The organism is Acinetobacter sp. MYb10, assembly GCF_002980175.2.
Classification (GTDB): Bacteria; Pseudomonadota; Gammaproteobacteria; order Pseudomonadales; family Moraxellaceae; genus Acinetobacter; species Acinetobacter guillouiae.
In genome coordinates this window covers 993,577-1,009,635 of sequence record NZ_CP058272.1, presented here as the reverse complement: position 1 = coordinate 1,009,635, position 16,059 = coordinate 993,577, and the positions used below count along the sequence as shown (strand labels likewise).

Genomic DNA, 16,059 nt, shown 5'->3' with positions numbered 1-16,059 from the left:
AAATGGCAGTTAAAAAGCTTCCTGAATTTGCCAAAAATGGGCAAAAAAATACAGATGGTTTAACACTTGAAGATGGTTTTCCTGTAAACCTTAAACCAGCACGACAATGGTTTAATTTCTTGTTTAATACCTTAGCCTTAGCAATTAATCAGATTATAGATGAAAAGCTTGATAAAACAGCAAATGCTGTAAGCGCAACAAAACTACAAAATAAAAGAAAAATATATGGTCAAGATTTCGATGGTACATCTGATTTATCGGCCAATATTTCTTTTGATAAAGTTGTGAGTACATCGGCTGAACCAGTTTCTTTTTTAACAGGTGGAAGCGCGAGAGGGGTTCGAGTTGCAAACCTACTTGTTTCGAATTCATATTCAGATGATGCTAAAGTCCCTCTAAATGGGGCGTATATAAAAGGCTCAATTAATACCGATAATACACTATATATAGGACTAAGAAATGGTGCGAAAGATGGGGTATTTAATGACCGAATAAGCATTCTTCCACCAAGTCACTCGGGTGTTTGGAGTATAGGAATATTTGATGATACTGCAAACAGTAACTTCTGTATAAAATATAGTAATAACAGTGCATTAACGGTTGATCATAATGGTAATTTTACTCTACCAGGTAATGTAAAAGCACCAACATTTATTGGCTCATTAAGTGGCAATGCTGCAACTACTACAAAGCTTGCTACTTCCCGAACAATTTCTTCAACAGCCAACGGTATGTCAGCTAGTGCATCATTTGATGGCTCAGGAAATATAAATCTATCACCTACATTCATAACCCAACCTACAGCAACAAACAATACATCGGTAGCTACAACAGCATTTGTTCAGGCTGTTAACCTTGCAGATACGGGATCAAGTGCTACGGCACTGAAATTGAAAACTGCACGGACTATCGGAGGAGTCCTATTTGATGGTACTGCAAATATAAATTTACCAGGAGTAAATACAACTGGTAATCAAAATACAACTGGCACAGCGAAAATAGCTTATTTGGGCGGTATCAATAATGAGAGCTCACTTAATGCTGCAAGAGATTCTGGTTTTTATCAAGTTAATGGTTTTTCGATTGACGGAAACTATAGCTATGGAATATTAAGTGTTTTTACAAATGGAGGAGTAACTGTTCAGATTTTTTATCCTCACACCATTATTAATAGTGTTGTCATGATAACCCGACAAACATTCGATAATGGTGTGTCATGGAGAGGATGGAATTATCTTTATCAAAATGATTCATCTAAACTACCTGTTGCTGGTGGAACAATCACTGGAAATTTAGAAATTTCAGGCTATATTTCTTTTGATAAAGTAGCAACTAGATCATTAGAGCCAATTTCTTTTTTAGGTGGGGACAGTGCAGGCTCAGCACGTGGTATTAGAGTTGGAAATCTACTTGTTTCGAACTCATATTCAGATGATGCAAAAGTTCCGACAAATGGGGCTTACGTTAAAGGACAATTGACTGTTGATGGTGGAATTTCAGGAAATGCTTCATCAGCATCTAAACTAGCTACAGGTCGAACAATCGGCGGTATAGCTTTTGATGGTACAGCAAATATCAATTTGCCTGGCGTAAATACTGCAGGTAACCAAAACACTACTGGCAATGCTGCAACTGCTACAAAACTAGCTACAGGTCGAACAATCGGCGGTATAGCTTTTGATGGTACAGCAAATATCAATTTGCCTGGCGTAAATACTGCAGGTAACCAAAACACTACTGGTAATGCAGCTACTGCAACAAAACTTGCCAATGCCCGAAATATTGCGCTCTCAGGCGCAGTATCAGGAAGTGCAAATTTTGATGGTTCTGGCAATATCACAATTAATACAACACTGAACAGTGGTAAAAATTATCAAGAAAATGGATACAGAATTCACCCAGATGGTTTAATTGAACAGTGGGGCTTCGTAGAGGGTTCCTCAGAAGAAGTAATCAAAACGGTTTACTTTCCGATTTCATTTTCAAATAAATGTCTAAATATTCAGATATCACGAATGAGTAAATACAGAACAACATCATTCAATGATGCTGATGGTGGTGCACTTGTAGTTGAAGGAAGTATTTACAATTCATCATTTGTTTTTAGTCAGCAGGGGTTTTCTGGAGACTCAAAAGGATCACTTGGTGGAACAATGTGGCGAGCAATAGGTTATTAATATGTTAAATTTTAGTCAAAAAACACAATCATTCTATGATCTAAACATTGATTATTCTGAATTGCCAAGCGATTTAGTCGAAATAACTGAAGAACAACATACAGGATTGCTACAAAAGTTAAATGAAGGTTGTCATGTTTTTGCAGATCTCACATATTCAGAACCAAGACCTACTCATTTTCACATTTGGAGCCGTGGGCAATGGGTAGATAAACGAACATCGACCGAGAAACGAGCTGATTATTTAAACACACTCAGACCGCTTACTCGTCGTCAATTTAAACTTGCTCTACTTGAAAACAATCTACTCGAAAAAGTTGAATCGACAATCGAAAACATTCCAGATCTGTCACTGCGTAAACGTTTTCAGATCGAATATACAGAGTCAGATGAATTTCAACGTCAATCAGAATCAGTTATTGCAATGTGTAATTTGCTTGAGCTTAAAGACGAAGAAGTGGATATCCTCTGGCAGCAAGCCATGACCCTTTAAGTCTAAATATCAATTGTTATCAATAGCACCGAAAGGTGTTTTTTTATTGCCAAAAATCAGGGGAACAAAGTGAACGATCCAATTTCTATCAAAGGCTTACCATGGCTTTTTAAAATTATGGCTGCGGTAATTGGGGCTATTTTTGCACTGACTTTATCAGGGGATATCGACACACAAGGGCGTATCAAAATCACCATGGGCGTCATTATGAAGTTCACTTTTAGTGTGGCCATTAGCTTATATGGTGGATCTGCATTTATTGAGTATTACGACTTAACCCACTACACACACATGGCACAGGGATTTGTCATGTTGATTTTTGCCATTTTTGGAATGCTTTGTATTGGCATTACTTACCAGTCCGTACAGCTTCTAAAAGGCAAATCTTTTAATGAAATTATCTCGGAAGTTAAAGAGGCATTTGGAGCAATATTTAAATGAATAAAAAACTTACTGAGCTTCAAATTAAGGATCAAGCGAATGCTTTGGGTATTGAAATTGCATCATTACGAGCTGTAATTGAAGTCGAATGCAAAGGCTCAGGATTTAATTTGGATGGTACACCTGTAATTCTATTTGAACGTCATGTGATGCGACAAAGATTAATTGCAAATAATGGTGGTAATACCTTTATAGCTGATCAAATGATGATTAAGCGCCCAGATCTATGCAATAAGACAGCAGGCGGCTATGGATTATATTCGGCACAGCATGGTCGTTTAAATGCAGCAGCACAATTTAGTCGCACTTCTGCTTTAGAGTCAGCTTCATGGGGCTTAGGGCAGGTTATGGGCTATCACTGGAAAGCCCTTGAATATCCAACATTACAATCCTTTATTAATGCCATGTATAAAGATGAAGCCTCACAGCTTGATGCGATGTGCCGATATATAAAGATAAATAATCTTGTGAATGCCCTTAAAAACAAAGATTGGAAAACTTTTGCTAAAGGATATAACGGCAAAAATTATGCAATTAATAATTATGATGTGAAGTTGGCTAATGCATATAAAAAATGGAGTATCGACAAATGATATGGATTTTTAAAGTACTATCAAAATGGCGAGAAATCTTAATCGGACTTCTCGCTTTTTTATTACTAATTTGCCTTGCCTTATTGAACCACAAAGCAGGGCAGATAGAAAAATACAAACATGCTGAAATTGTTTTGCAAGCTGAAAATGCAAAGGCCAAAGCGGACTCAGCACTAAAAGAGAAACAATGGTCTGAACAACAGTTAAAAGCGGAGCAAAACTATAATGCCAAAATTAAACAAATTGAGTCTGATAGTCGCACTGCTAGTGCCAGCGCTGACAGCTTGTCAAAGCAACTCAAAGTTGCAAACAGCCGTTTGTCCAGTGCTTCCAAAGAAACCATCATTGAGTACACCAATACCAACAGTGACATACTCGAAAAGTGCATCACTGAATATCGAACAGTGGCAAAAGCAGCTGATGGACACGCAGCTGATTCAGAAAAATTGATTGAAGCATGGCCCTCGGATTGAGGGCAATTATTAGATATTTAATTAATTTCATAATTGAATATCTAATACTAATAAGTTAATATTATTTTTTTATTAACAATATGCATATGAATATTGAGAAAATAAACATTAAAAAAAATCACCATTTTGTTAGTCAATTTTATTTAGAAAGATGGGCTAATGGTAGCTTATTGCGAATTAGTGATGGTCGGGGGAGTGTTTTTCATTCAGATGTTAAAAATATTGCATTCAAGAAAAATTTTTATAAAATAGTAATGTTTAATGAAGTTCAAATTGATTTATTTAAAAAATTATGTATTTCTAGTGGTTTTGGTGATTTTGATATATATAGATTGACTATTGAGCCAATTCTTGATTTTCAATTTTCTATACGTAATCTTGAAAAAAGAATATTGAAATTGAAAAATTTAAATATAAATGTAGATGAAGAATATAAAAAGTTAAACAAATTAAAAGAAATCTATAAACATAATACAATTGAAGATAAGTTTAGTGATGAAGAGGCTCAATATAGTAGTGTTTTAAAAAAGGTAGTTAATTCAAGTGATAAAACTAATTTTACTTTCAAAGAATACTGCACATTAATTTTTTTTATAATTTTTCAGCTATATAAGACACCTAAAAAAATTATTAATATTGGTCTAGGCAATGATGATTGTAGTATAAAAAAAATTTTTGAAGATTTTAAGTTTGATAAGGATGAATTTCATACATTTAAAATTTATTTTCTTTTTTGTATCGCTGAACTAATTAACCAAACACGCATCAAAAGAGTTGATAAAATTAATATTATTTATAATAAATCTGTAATAGATTTTATAACCTCAGATGATCCTTGTTTTAATCAAAAATTTGAAAATGGTGGATTTTTTATTAAATTGCCTGTTTCTCCAAGAGTTGCAATAGAAATTTGTGAAAATAATGATGAAAACACGAGCGAATTGTTTAATTTTTATAATACTGAACATAATTTTGATTCAGTAAGCGTTAGTTATTCTTTAATTAATTTTTTTGAAGTTGATATTAAATATGTTTCTGATTTAAATAAGGAAATCTTAGCACGTAAAGATAAGCATATTTATTGTAGAAAGAAAGTATAATAATGAGTTTAGATAATTATTTATTTACAACTAGTAGTCCACCCCAACTAAAATAATTTTGGGTCAATTTTCCTCGATTCATACTCCATTTTCTATCCTTTAACAGACATGGACCAATAGCTAGTTTCTTGTTAAACTTCTCATTTACTTGTTCGAGTGCACGTTGTAGATCATCATTCCTTTGGATGGCTTCATAGTCTGCAAGTAGATCAGGCACATATCTAGACTTCGATTCAATGCAAGTCAGAATCACACCGCACTTTTTAAAATCCACTCCATCTTTGTAAACCTTATCCATTTGTTTCAAAACACTCTTAATGATCTGTGCTGCTGAATCCGTCGGCTCAGGAAATGAAACGCTCACACTTGCTTTGTAGAATGGTTTTTTAGTATCAAATGGGTTTGAGTGAGCAAAAGCAATCACACACCCAGTCAATCCATTTTGTCGTCTTAATTTTTTAACTGCAGCTTGAATATAACAACTCATTGCTTCAGAAAGGGCGTCTTTATCTGAGACACGTTGCCCAAATGATCTCGATGAAACTATCTGTTTCTTGTCGGGTGCAACTTCTTCTAATTCGATACATGCAGTGCCTTGCAACTCTAAGACTGTACGCTTGATAACGACTGAAAACTGACTTTGAATAAATGCTGGATCTGCGATAGCTAAATCAAATACTGTTTTAATATTGAGTGAGTGAAGCTTTTTACAATGTTTCCGACCGACTCCCCATATTTCCCCAACATCTATATTTTGAAATAGCGATTCTTTAGAACATGGGTCCATTTCAACTAAATTGCAGATTCCTTGAAAATGCTTATTTTTCTTTGCAATATGATTTGCCATCTTTGCTTCAGTCTTTGATCTGCCTATACCTATACAGACGGGTAAGCCTAGCCACTTAAGCAGGGCATCTTTGATTTTTCCTACAAGTACATTTAAATCTTGATTTGCATAGCTTGTAAGCTCAACAAACGTTTCATCAATAGAATAAACTTCAACATCTTTTTCACTGACAAATGATTTTATTGTTGCTGTGAATCTATGTGACATTTCCTCATAGACTGCATAATTACTGGATAAAACCACGACATTATGTTTTTTAACAATGTCCTTGATCTGAAATAGGGGAACACCCATTTTTATGCCAAGGTCTTTGGCTTCCTGACTTCTAGCAACAGCACAGCCGTCATTGTTGGATAAGACTATTACAGGTTTTCCATTCAATTTAGGCTGAAACAGGCGCTCACAAGACACATAACAGTTATTAATGTCGATGAGCGCGATAATCCTTTCTTTCATTTTTTTGAAATCGTTACAAAATCAAATTAATGATAGTTTTCTAGTAATTTAAATTCAAATTTAAAAACTGTGGATAATCAGTGGCCCGTCAAAATGAGTCGTTTTAATTTTCTTTAAATCTTCCACCCAAGGCGTCACCAATCCGATTCGGGCTAAACGCCATTCAATATTACCTTTGTTTGAAAAGTGGATAGGCCCAGCATAATTCGGTTAGATATCTGTCTTATAGTCAAAGGTTTGCTCAAGCAGATCTTAAAGCTGAACTCTGTCTTTTGAAATTGGCACATAGTTGGCGCACACAATATACCTCGGTTATACTTTTATTTTATTTTCAGTGAATTACAACACAATGAAAAAAGTTAAACGAAATCCTCAGAAATTTGAAACCTTTGAACTATTTTCAATTTTAGTTGAGGAGTTAGGATATAATATAAGTGATGATGATGTCGTTAATAAAGTTTGTGAAACTATCAAAGAAAAAATTGGTGATTCTGCAAAAAATGATGCAATGTTATATGGGAAAAGAAACGAGGGTCTATTTTCGTATATTGTAAGAGGACTAAACAAGGTTAAACTCATAAAACAAGAGGATGCAGGTGATGCATATACATATATCTCAGAAGAAGTAAAAATTCCTGACTTTAGAATTATTATGAATAACGATAAGCAAATTTTAGTTGAGGTTAAGAATTATAATGATGATCCAAGGAATGATTATACGTTTAAAGATAACTATTTTAATAGTTTGAAAAGATATTCTAATTTAACAATGACGGAATTATATATTGCTATATACTATAGAAAATTAGAGAGATTTCTGTTGGTACATACAGATGATTTTGAAAAAAATGATGATGGATATACAATATCTATATCAAAGGCACTCGTGAATAATAGATTTGGGGACTTGGGTGATATAAAACTAGCTACAACTGCTCCCTTGGAATTACATTTAAAAGTTACAGGGATAATGTCAAATGATCATAAGGACTATTCAGAATTTGATGTAACAGTCAATGATGTGGTTATTAAATGCATGAATATTGAAATCAGTAATGATCTTAATAAGAATATCGCTTATAAATTGATTTGGCATGGGGATTGGAATGATGAAAGAGTTGAATATATTTTTGATAATAATAAAAAAAATTTAACTGATATTATACTTTCATACTATCCCACAGGTTATAAAGAAGATGAAGCTGGAGAATTTCATAGCATTACAGATTTAAGTTCTCTTCTAATTAAATCATTCCATGGTAAGACAACAGAAAACAAAAAACTAAAACAATTATCTTATTCGGGAATTCCTTTGGATTTAAATAAGGTAATTCCATATAACCATAATAGTGAAGAACTACCAATAATATGGGTTCACACAGAACCAAATTAAGCTACAAAATAAACTTAAAATGATAAAAGATGGCTTAATTTGTTAAGCCATTTTTTATAGGCTTCAGTCTGTTGAGGTATGTATTCATAATAATCATATGTGCCTTGTTCACCAGGCATTACATGACCGATCATCAATTCAGCCACATCACGTGAAGTAAAAGCACTAAAATTTGTTCGCGCGGTTCTTCTGAGATCATGAAGTGTCCAATGCTTCATATGGTAATCATGATGCCTGCGTAATCTTTCCATTACATTCGCGGGTAGGGCGATTGATGCGCCATTTCCCATAGGCGTATCAGCATTATCATTAGTCAAAAAGTATTCACTGTTATTGTGTTCCATTGCCTCTTTGATTAAATCTTCCATTTCGGGGAGAATCGGTCGGATTATTTCACGCCCTGTTTTTTTACCTACTTTATTATTTGCTACTGGTACGATCCAAACTTTACGTTTTAAATCAAAATCACATTTCTTTGCCTTTCTTAATTCACCATTACGGCAACCGAACATCAAGCAAAGCTTAAGGAATATTTTATTTTTAGGTAGGATCTTCGACTCTTCTATGGCCTTTAGAACCATAGTTATTTCTTCATCGCTTAGAATCCGATTGACTCTATTTTTTTCTATTCCTAAATCTTCTTTTGCATAAATATCTGATAGTGCATTCACTTCAAGCAATTCACGCTTCTTAGCCCATTTTAAAACTTGTTTGGCATTGGTAAGCACTCTTTCCGCAATTGAGGGTTTTTCTTCAGCTAATTCCTCTAAAATCGCAAGCCATTGTTGTAAGGTAATCCGATCAATAGGTAAATCACCGATTTCAGGAAATACATGTAACTCGAATGAAGTCTTTATATCTGCAGCTGATGTTTTCTTTTTTAAGCAATAACTTTCATACCAATCTGTAAACACTTCTTTTAGCGTTGTTGCATCAATATATTTTTGCTGTTGTACACGTATTTCAATTTTTGGATTTTGACCTTTATCAAGTAGTGCGCGCATTTCACTAGATTTGAATCGAGCATCTTTTAGAGATAGGTGAGGGTAGGTCCCCAGATCTAACCTTTCGGCCTTACCTGCGAATCTATAGCGCAATTGAAATACTATCTTGCCTTTTGCAGAAACTCTGACACTCATAGAGTCTCGATCTGCAACTTCTTCGACTTTATCTCGTGCCTTACCATTATTGGCTTTAAGCCATGCCTCAGTTAAAGCCATAGTCCACCTGTGTACATAATTTTAAAAGGCTAATAAAATTCATGATTATGTACACGCATGTGTACATAATTAGTGAGACTCATTGTGTCCTAATATGTCCTAGTGTGTCTATATAAAATTTGAGAGATATATTGAAGAATAAGGGTTTTATTATAATTTTTGTCTTAGTGTGTCTTAGTGTGTCTGAATGGCACTAATCCTTTTGAACGATTAATGCCATAGTTGTTCCATATAAGCCATGACCCTAATCGGCATTAGGGTCAGTTACACAAAAGGTGAAGTATTATTTTTGAGCAAGCCAAGCAGTTAAATCTGCCATCACTTGTTCAAACTTCTCGTTTAGTGGCGCGCCACCTTGTGCTAAGTCAGGTTTACCACCACCTTTACCACCAAGCTCAGTTGCTAAGTGTTTGATGATGTCACCCGCTTTTAGATTTGCAGTGAAATCTTTAGCTACAGATGCGATAAGACTAACTTTGTCACCTTCTACAGCCGCAAGCACAATCACTGCATTATCTAATTTTGATTTGACACTGTCATGAAGATGACGAACAGACTTCGCATCTTGTCCTTGAACTGTGGCAATAAGTGTTTGGCGACCCGCAATTTCCGTCACTTGACTGATTAAATCAGAGGCTTGGAAATTCGCCAATTTTTGATTCAATTGCTCAATTTGTTTTTGCAATTGATGTGCTGTTTCTAGCGTTGATTGAACTTTTTCAACAGTTTGATCTTTCTGTGCTTTTAATAAATCGTTGATATGCAAAATATCTGCATCAAATTTTTGAACGATTTCAAGCGCTTTGGTACCTGTAACAGCTTCAATACGACGAACACCTGCTGCAACACCACTTTCAGAGGTGATTTTAAACAGACCAATATCGCCAGTACGTTTTACATGGATACCACCACAAAGTTCGATTGAGAAATTTTTCTCATCTTGGATTGAACCCATAGAAAGTACACGAACTTCATCACCATATTTTTCACCGAACAACATCATTGCGCCTTTTTCTTTTGCGGCATCAATGTCTAAAAGTTCAGTAGAAACGGCGGTGTTTGCAATTACTTCGCGGTTTACAATTCGTTCAACCTGTTGAATTTGTTCGAATGTCACCGGTTGGTCATTGGCAAAGTCAAAACGTAAAATGTCAGAAGCGACCAACGAACCTTTTTGTTGTACGTGCTCACCCAATACTTGACGTAAAGCAGCATGTAAAAGGTGAGTTGCAGAGTGATTGCGTGCAGTTGCTTCACGAAGATCTGCTTTTACAATTGCTTCAACATTTTGAGTCGCTTTTAGGCTTCCCATTGTCACGATACCTTGATGGACAAACGCGCCACCAGATTTTTTAGTATCTTGAACTTCAAAAATACCAGTATCGTTTTTGAACAGACCTGTATCACCAATCTGACCACCGCTTTCTGCATAGAACGGTGTTTGGTTCAATACGATTAGTGCTTCATCGCCTTCAACGACTTCATCAACTTGTACGCCATCTTTATAGATCGCAATAATTTGACCTTGACCTTGAGTTGCTTCATAGCCATCAAACTGAGTTTCGCTATCTACTTTCACAATGCTGTTATAGTCAACAGCAAACTTGCCTGCATCGCGTGCACGTTGACGTTGTGCTGCCATTTCAACTTCAAAACCAGCTTCGTCAATTTCCAGTTCGCGTTCACGTGCGATATCTGCGGTTAAATCAGCAGGGAAGCCATAAGTGTCGTAAAGTTTAAAGACGGTTTCGCCTGGAATGGTTTTACCTTTGAGGTTGACTAATTCACCTTCAAGCAGTTTTAAACCTTGTTCAAGCGTTTTGGCAAACAATTCTTCTTCACGAATCAAAGCTGCTTCAATCACATTACGACGTTGTTCAAGCTCAGGATAAGCAGTGCCCATAGCATCGATTAATGGTTGCAACATCTTGTAGAAGAATGTACCCGTTGCGCCCATTTTATTACCATGACGTACTGCGCGACGAATAATACGACGCAATACATAACCACGACCTTCATTTGAAGGGTTAACGCCATCTGCGATCAGGAAGCAGCATGAGCGTGCATGGTCTGCGACCACTTTAAGTGAAGCAGGGTATTCAATAGGTTTATTGTTTGCTTGTGCAGTTGCAACCGCTTCAGATGTATCAACACCAATAATTTCAGCAGCAGACTTTAATAGGTCTTGGAACAGGTCAATTTCATAGTTTGAATTGACATGCTGTAAAACAGCAGAAATACGTTCCAAGCCCATGCCTGTATCTACAGATGGTGCAGGAAGATTATGCAGTACGCCATCAGCAGTACGGTTAAACTGCATGAAAACGTTGTTCCAGATTTCAATAAAACGGTCGCCATCTTCTTCTGGTGTGCCCGGTAAGCCACCCCAAATATGATCACCATGGTCAAAGAAAATTTCAGAACAAGGACCACATGGGCCAGTATCACCCATTGCCCAGAAGTTATCAGAAGCGTATTTTTCGCCTTTATTGTCACCAATACGGATAATACGATCTGCAGCTAAGCCAATTTCTTTGTTCCAAATGTCAAACGCTTCATCATCTGTATGATAAACAGTGGCATATAATTTATCTTTAGGTAGTGCTAACCATTCTTCACCAGTAAGGAAATCCCAAGCAAAACGAATCGCGTCACGCTTAAAGTAATCACCAAAAGAGAAGTTACCTAACATTTCAAAGAATGTATGGTGACGTGCTGTATAACCGACATTATCTAAGTCGTTGTGCTTACCGCCTGCACGGACACATTTTTGCGACGTCGTTGCGCGAACATAGTCACGTTTTTCTAATCCAAGGAAACAGTCTTTAAACTGGTTCATCCCTGCGTTGGTAAAAAGCAGAGTAGGGTCATTGGCAGGTACAAGTGAACTTGACGCGACACGTGTATGTCCTTGCGATTCAAAGTAGCGCAAAAATGCTTCACGTATTTCAGCAGTTGTCATAAAACGAGTACTCACAACCAAGTCACTCCTTAATTTTCGTATTGGCTAAAAGTGCGTTGCTGAGTCTGATTTTTGTGCTCAGTCACCACACGGGCTTATTTTTAAAAACGCCAAAGTATAACGGAAAATGTAGTGTCCACCAATGATTTTAAGGTGAATTATTGGTATTTCTATACATTTTCAACTTTCATCTGGGGTAAATTTTGGTTGTATAAATTTAAAACATAGCCACATTGCCATTATCGTATTTAAGCTTGCTTAAAAAGGGTCAATTCCCAATAGATCATTATGCTGTAATTTATATACTTGACCATTAAATTTAATGGTCAGTTGTTGTTTATATTGTTTTTTTACCGAAGTGCAGGTTTTATAGTTGGTTTTCGTTTGGTCTTTGGTTTCTTTTAATACAATATCTTGTAAACCATGTGTGGTTTTGTTTGAAAGCACTAAAATACGTCTCACATCTGAACTGGTATTATTTCCTACACAATTTCCAATTCTTTCATAACCACTATTATTTGTTCCAATACCCGCAAAAACTTGTTTGATTGGTTGGCGAGGGTTAACTTTAAATAAAGCAAGATTATTATGGCTATAGGTAAAACCACCTTCATGTGATGATGAAGTCTCTAAGCCGACCACATCTGTATTCGGCAAGGTTGAAAATCTAGTGCTGTGGAGTTTTGCTCCATCATAATGATCTGCATCTGAGTAAAAAGTTTCTGGTGCTTTATACTTTTGCAGAATTTTATGCTGAGAAGAGTCAATTAAGTATAAATTTAGATCATGTTCCATATCATCATAAGATTTATAAGCAATCGGTTGACTGATCGCAATAAGCTGAATTTTTTGTTGATTGTCTAAATGGATACAGCTTTGATATGTTTTGGCTTCAGTATTGGCAAAACGCTGATTGACCAATTTAAATTGTTGAATCAATTGTTGTTGCTGTTGGTCTGAGCAACGCTGATAAGGTGCTGCAAAACTATTTCCAGCAATCAAAAGCAGTGCAGTGTTCAATACAATTTGTAATGTTTTCATGATCTAACCTTTGTAATTGCAAAATTTAATTAAATAATTAAACTCCAAAGTCTAAAATTTTAGCTGTTTAAAACGATATTTTTCGTTTCGAATTTCATAATATGGCTTTGTTTTTGACAATGAGCTGCTCATTTATTTTTATCCTAAGTAAATTAAAAACTTATTTTTGAGAATTTTTTATGACTAAATAAAGCATATTCTAACAGTAGTCACTATAAATCTTATAACATATACCGCATAAAGTAATTTGGCTGTAAAAGGACATCTGATGCAACGTGTGGCAATAAACGGATTCGGGCGAATTGGACGGAATGTATTACGCGCTTGGTTTGAAAATCCGAAAAACTTCCATTTTGAAATTGTTGCCATTAACGATATTGCAGATGTTGAAACGCTGGTTCATTTATTTAAATATGATACTACCCATGGTCGCTTTGACGGTGCGGTGAATATCGTTCAAGAAAATGGACAGCTTTATATGTCGATTGACGCACGGCAAATTAAACAGAAAGTTCAAATTTTAAGACAAGCCAATCCTGAATTATTGCCTTGGGAAGCGCTTAACATTGATGTTGTTTTAGAATGTACAGGGCTGTTTCGTTCAAGAGCCGCTGCAACACAACATATAACAGCTGGTGCAAAACGCGTCATTATCGGTGCTGCACCTTTTGATACTGTTGATGCTGCCATTGTTTATGGGGTAAATCATCATGATGTTAAAGCTAGTGATCAAATTATTTCGGGTGTGTCATGTACCACACAAGCTTTAGTCCCTTTGGTCAAAATTATTGATGATGCATTTGGAATTGACAGCGCATTAATGACTGAAATTCATGCGGTCACAGCAGATCAATCTGTACTGGATCATGCACATCGAGATTTACGCCGCGCACGTGCATCAGGACAAAATATTATTCCAACTACATCTTCTGCTTTGGGTGCATTAAAACAAGTCATGCCCAAAATGGAAAACTGTATTGATGGTTTTTCAATCCGTGTACCAACAATTAATGTTGCCGCCATTGATTTAACATTTATTGCTAAAGCGCCTGTAACAGCTCATTTAATTAACCAAACCTTAATCCAAGCAGCAAAATATGATTATGCTGAGATTATGTCTGTTACAGATGAGCAATTGGTTTCAAGTGACTTTAATCATTCACCTTATTCACTGATTGTTGATCTGACTCAAACTATGGTCGTGGGTCAACAGGCGAAAGTGTTTGCTTGGTATGATAACGAATGGGGCTATGCAAATCGCTTGTTAGATTTGTGTGAATCATTTTATTAATCTAGTATTTATCACTTAAAAATAACTTTAATGACTTGAGTTTAATCAAGACGAAGATTGACGTGTTTAGTTGGGGGTGAATGATGTTTTTTATATATTTGGTTATTGTGATTCTTTATCTGGCCATGATGTTTGTGATTTGGCAAATGGGAAAGTTAAAGAAAGAAAACCTTGAATGGCTTAAGCATGTGCAGAATCATGAGCAACAGATCCATGCACAAGAGCAACATCTCAAACAGACCTTACAAATTATGCAAGATTTGGCTAAAAAAATGCATGTACAGCAGGAAGTTTTAGACAATACCTCAACACGTTTGACTCAAGTTGAGTTTCAAAACGGTGAATTAATTAAAATATTACAGCAAAATTCAAAACCTTAATTGAGGTTTTGAATTGCATCAAGTCAAGAGTGACAGGCTATTGAGAACGTTTAAAGCATAAAGTATCTCAAAATCCCTGTTGCAATGATGCTGATCAGTACAGTGGGTAATAATGAAAAATAACAAGCTGCGAACAGTGTGATGATAATTGCAATCAAGTTGGCTGGTTGATCCGTAACAAAGTAGGGTGCAATCACTGATATCAAAACACAGCCGGGGATAACCTGTAAAATTCGCGTGGTTCTTTTGCTGAGGTGTTTATTTTTTAACAGTAAATAACCTAAGATTCGAGTTAAGTAGGTTGTTAATCCCACGCAAACAATGGCGATGAATGTCGTCATATGAATCATTCTTCATCTCCAATCAGTAAAAAAGCAGCGATAATTCCTGAAATAGAACCAATCAATACATACCAGCCTTTAGGTAGATAATAATAGGCCAGTGCGGCCGCGATCAGACTTATCAGCCAAGGCAGTGCGGGTTTAAAGCCTTTCCACATTCCGCGTAAAAGCACCAGAAAAACTGCGGGGAATGCCATGTCAAAACCAAACTTTGTGACATCACCAAGGAAAGAACCAATGCCGACTCCCATCGTGGTAAAAACCACCCACATAACATATAACGCAAAACAAAGGCCGATATAAAAAAACACACTAAATCCTGCATAGGGATTGCGAGGGTTTTGTTTGTGTGCATCCGTAATGCTAAGGGCCCAACTCTCATCACACATAAAAAATAATAATGGAAGGGCTTTACGATTAGGCAAGTGTCGAATATAGGGTGCTAAACTTGCACCCATTAAAATATGGCGGCTGTTGACCAGAAAAGTGATCAGAATTAAAAACAACAATTGAGGTGGCTGCGTCCAGACTTCAATAATGGCGAACTCAGAACCACCAGCAAAATTGAGTCCTGTTAACAATGGAACTTCTAAGGCAGAAAATCCTTTTTGTGCTGCTTGTGTTCCTAAAACCAGTGCAAAAGGGATAATACCCAGTAGCATTGGAATAGAGGTTTTAAGCCCACGTACAAACTCTCTAAATTCAATTGAATAGGTCAGTTCAGTCGTAGTGTTCTTAAAACTTAACATGAGTCGCTCAATGGTCGCTAAAACAAGGTGATTTTTATTTTATGCCAAATGATTCGCTATATTTCGCTAAACTTGCTGCCTTTAAAATAATTTTTGCAATAT

General features: G+C 35.9%; 15 protein-coding genes. 9 read left to right on the top strand and 6 right to left on the bottom strand.

Annotated features, from left to right (window positions below):
* Nucleotides 1–2 precede the first annotated feature (2 nt).
* The 6 genes from CQZ96_RS21510 (at nucleotide 3) to CQZ96_RS04790 (ending at nucleotide 5,277) form a co-directional block, all read left to right on the top strand.
* On the top strand, nucleotides 3–2,177 hold the full coding sequence (locus CQZ96_RS21510; RefSeq protein ID WP_218619752.1) for a gp53-like domain-containing protein: 2,175 nt from the start codon (nucleotides 3–5) through the stop codon (nucleotides 2,175–2,177).
* A gap of 1 nt (nucleotide 2,178) precedes the next feature.
* The gene (locus CQZ96_RS04810; RefSeq protein ID WP_105712870.1) at nucleotides 2,179–2,670 is read left to right on the top strand and encodes a hypothetical protein; all 492 of its coding nucleotides are present in this window, start codon (nucleotides 2,179–2,181) and stop codon (nucleotides 2,668–2,670) included.
* A gap of 69 nt (nucleotides 2,671–2,739) precedes the next feature.
* Complete coding sequence (locus CQZ96_RS04805; protein WP_105712869.1) at nucleotides 2,740–3,111, top strand: hypothetical protein; 372 nt, start codon at nucleotides 2,740–2,742, stop codon at nucleotides 3,109–3,111.
* The gene (locus tag CQZ96_RS04800) at nucleotides 3,108–3,704 is read left to right on the top strand and encodes an N-acetylmuramidase family protein (RefSeq protein WP_105712868.1); all 597 of its coding nucleotides are present in this window, start codon (nucleotides 3,108–3,110) and stop codon (nucleotides 3,702–3,704) included. Before CQZ96_RS04805 ends, CQZ96_RS04800 begins: the two co-directional genes overlap by 4 nt.
* Entirely contained in the window at nucleotides 3,701–4,177 is a 477-nt protein-coding gene (locus CQZ96_RS04795; protein WP_105712867.1) for a hypothetical protein, read from the top strand. The genes CQZ96_RS04800 and CQZ96_RS04795 overlap by 4 nt, the downstream gene beginning before the upstream one ends.
* Nucleotides 4,178–4,263: 86 nt before the next feature.
* The gene (locus CQZ96_RS04790) at nucleotides 4,264–5,277 is read left to right on the top strand and encodes a DUF4238 domain-containing protein (RefSeq protein WP_171287877.1); all 1,014 of its coding nucleotides are present in this window, start codon (nucleotides 4,264–4,266) and stop codon (nucleotides 5,275–5,277) included.
* Nucleotides 5,278–5,293: 16 nt separating this feature from the next.
* On the opposite strand, the gene CQZ96_RS04785 is transcribed toward CQZ96_RS04790, so the two are convergent.
* Nucleotides 5,294–6,580, bottom strand: a complete 1,287-nt coding sequence (locus tag CQZ96_RS04785; protein ID WP_105712865.1) for a Y-family DNA polymerase — start codon at nucleotides 6,578–6,580, stop codon at nucleotides 5,294–5,296.
* Between the two features lie 349 nt (nucleotides 6,581–6,929).
* On the opposite strand from CQZ96_RS04785, the gene CQZ96_RS04780 reads away from it, so the two are divergent.
* A complete protein-coding gene (locus CQZ96_RS04780; RefSeq protein WP_105712864.1) occupies nucleotides 6,930–7,973 on the top strand; it encodes a hypothetical protein in 1,044 nt (347 codons plus the stop codon).
* 14 nt (nucleotides 7,974–7,987) lie between these two features.
* Here the strand turns inward: CQZ96_RS04780 and CQZ96_RS04775 are convergent, their stop codons facing one another.
* From CQZ96_RS04775 to CQZ96_RS04765, 3 genes are all read right to left on the bottom strand, one after another.
* Complete coding sequence (locus CQZ96_RS04775) at nucleotides 7,988–9,193, bottom strand: tyrosine-type recombinase/integrase (RefSeq protein ID WP_105712863.1); 1,206 nt, start codon at nucleotides 9,191–9,193, stop codon at nucleotides 7,988–7,990.
* A 283-nt stretch (nucleotides 9,194–9,476) separates the two neighbouring features.
* Nucleotides 9,477–12,170: an alanine--tRNA ligase gene (gene alaS / locus CQZ96_RS04770; protein ID WP_171287876.1), complete on the bottom strand. Its 2,694-nt coding sequence runs from the start codon at nucleotides 12,168–12,170 to the stop codon at nucleotides 9,477–9,479.
* Nucleotides 12,171–12,413: 243 nt separating this feature from the next.
* Entirely contained in the window at nucleotides 12,414–13,196 is a 783-nt protein-coding gene (locus CQZ96_RS04765) for a hypothetical protein (RefSeq protein WP_105712861.1), read from the bottom strand.
* 268 nt (nucleotides 13,197–13,464) lie between these two features.
* Here CQZ96_RS04765 and CQZ96_RS04760 point away from each other — a divergent pair, with 268 nt between their 5' ends.
* Together CQZ96_RS04760 and CQZ96_RS04755 are read left to right on the top strand one after the other, a co-directional pair.
* Entirely contained in the window at nucleotides 13,465–14,487 is a 1,023-nt protein-coding gene (locus CQZ96_RS04760; protein ID WP_105712860.1) for a type I glyceraldehyde-3-phosphate dehydrogenase, read from the top strand.
* Nucleotides 14,488–14,570: 83 nt separating this feature from the next.
* Complete coding sequence (locus CQZ96_RS04755) at nucleotides 14,571–14,867, top strand: hypothetical protein (RefSeq protein ID WP_056510516.1); 297 nt, start codon at nucleotides 14,571–14,573, stop codon at nucleotides 14,865–14,867.
* Between the two features lie 50 nt (nucleotides 14,868–14,917).
* Here the strand turns inward: CQZ96_RS04755 and CQZ96_RS04750 are convergent, their stop codons facing one another.
* Both CQZ96_RS04750 and CQZ96_RS04745 read right to left on the bottom strand, forming a co-directional pair.
* Nucleotides 14,918–15,217, bottom strand: a complete 300-nt coding sequence (locus CQZ96_RS04750; RefSeq protein ID WP_004721162.1) for an AzlD family protein — start codon at nucleotides 15,215–15,217, stop codon at nucleotides 14,918–14,920.
* The gene (locus CQZ96_RS04745; RefSeq protein ID WP_105712859.1) at nucleotides 15,214–15,957 is read right to left on the bottom strand and encodes an AzlC family ABC transporter permease; all 744 of its coding nucleotides are present in this window, start codon (nucleotides 15,955–15,957) and stop codon (nucleotides 15,214–15,216) included. The genes CQZ96_RS04750 and CQZ96_RS04745 overlap by 4 nt, the downstream gene beginning before the upstream one ends.
* Nucleotides 15,958–16,059 lie beyond the last annotated feature (102 nt).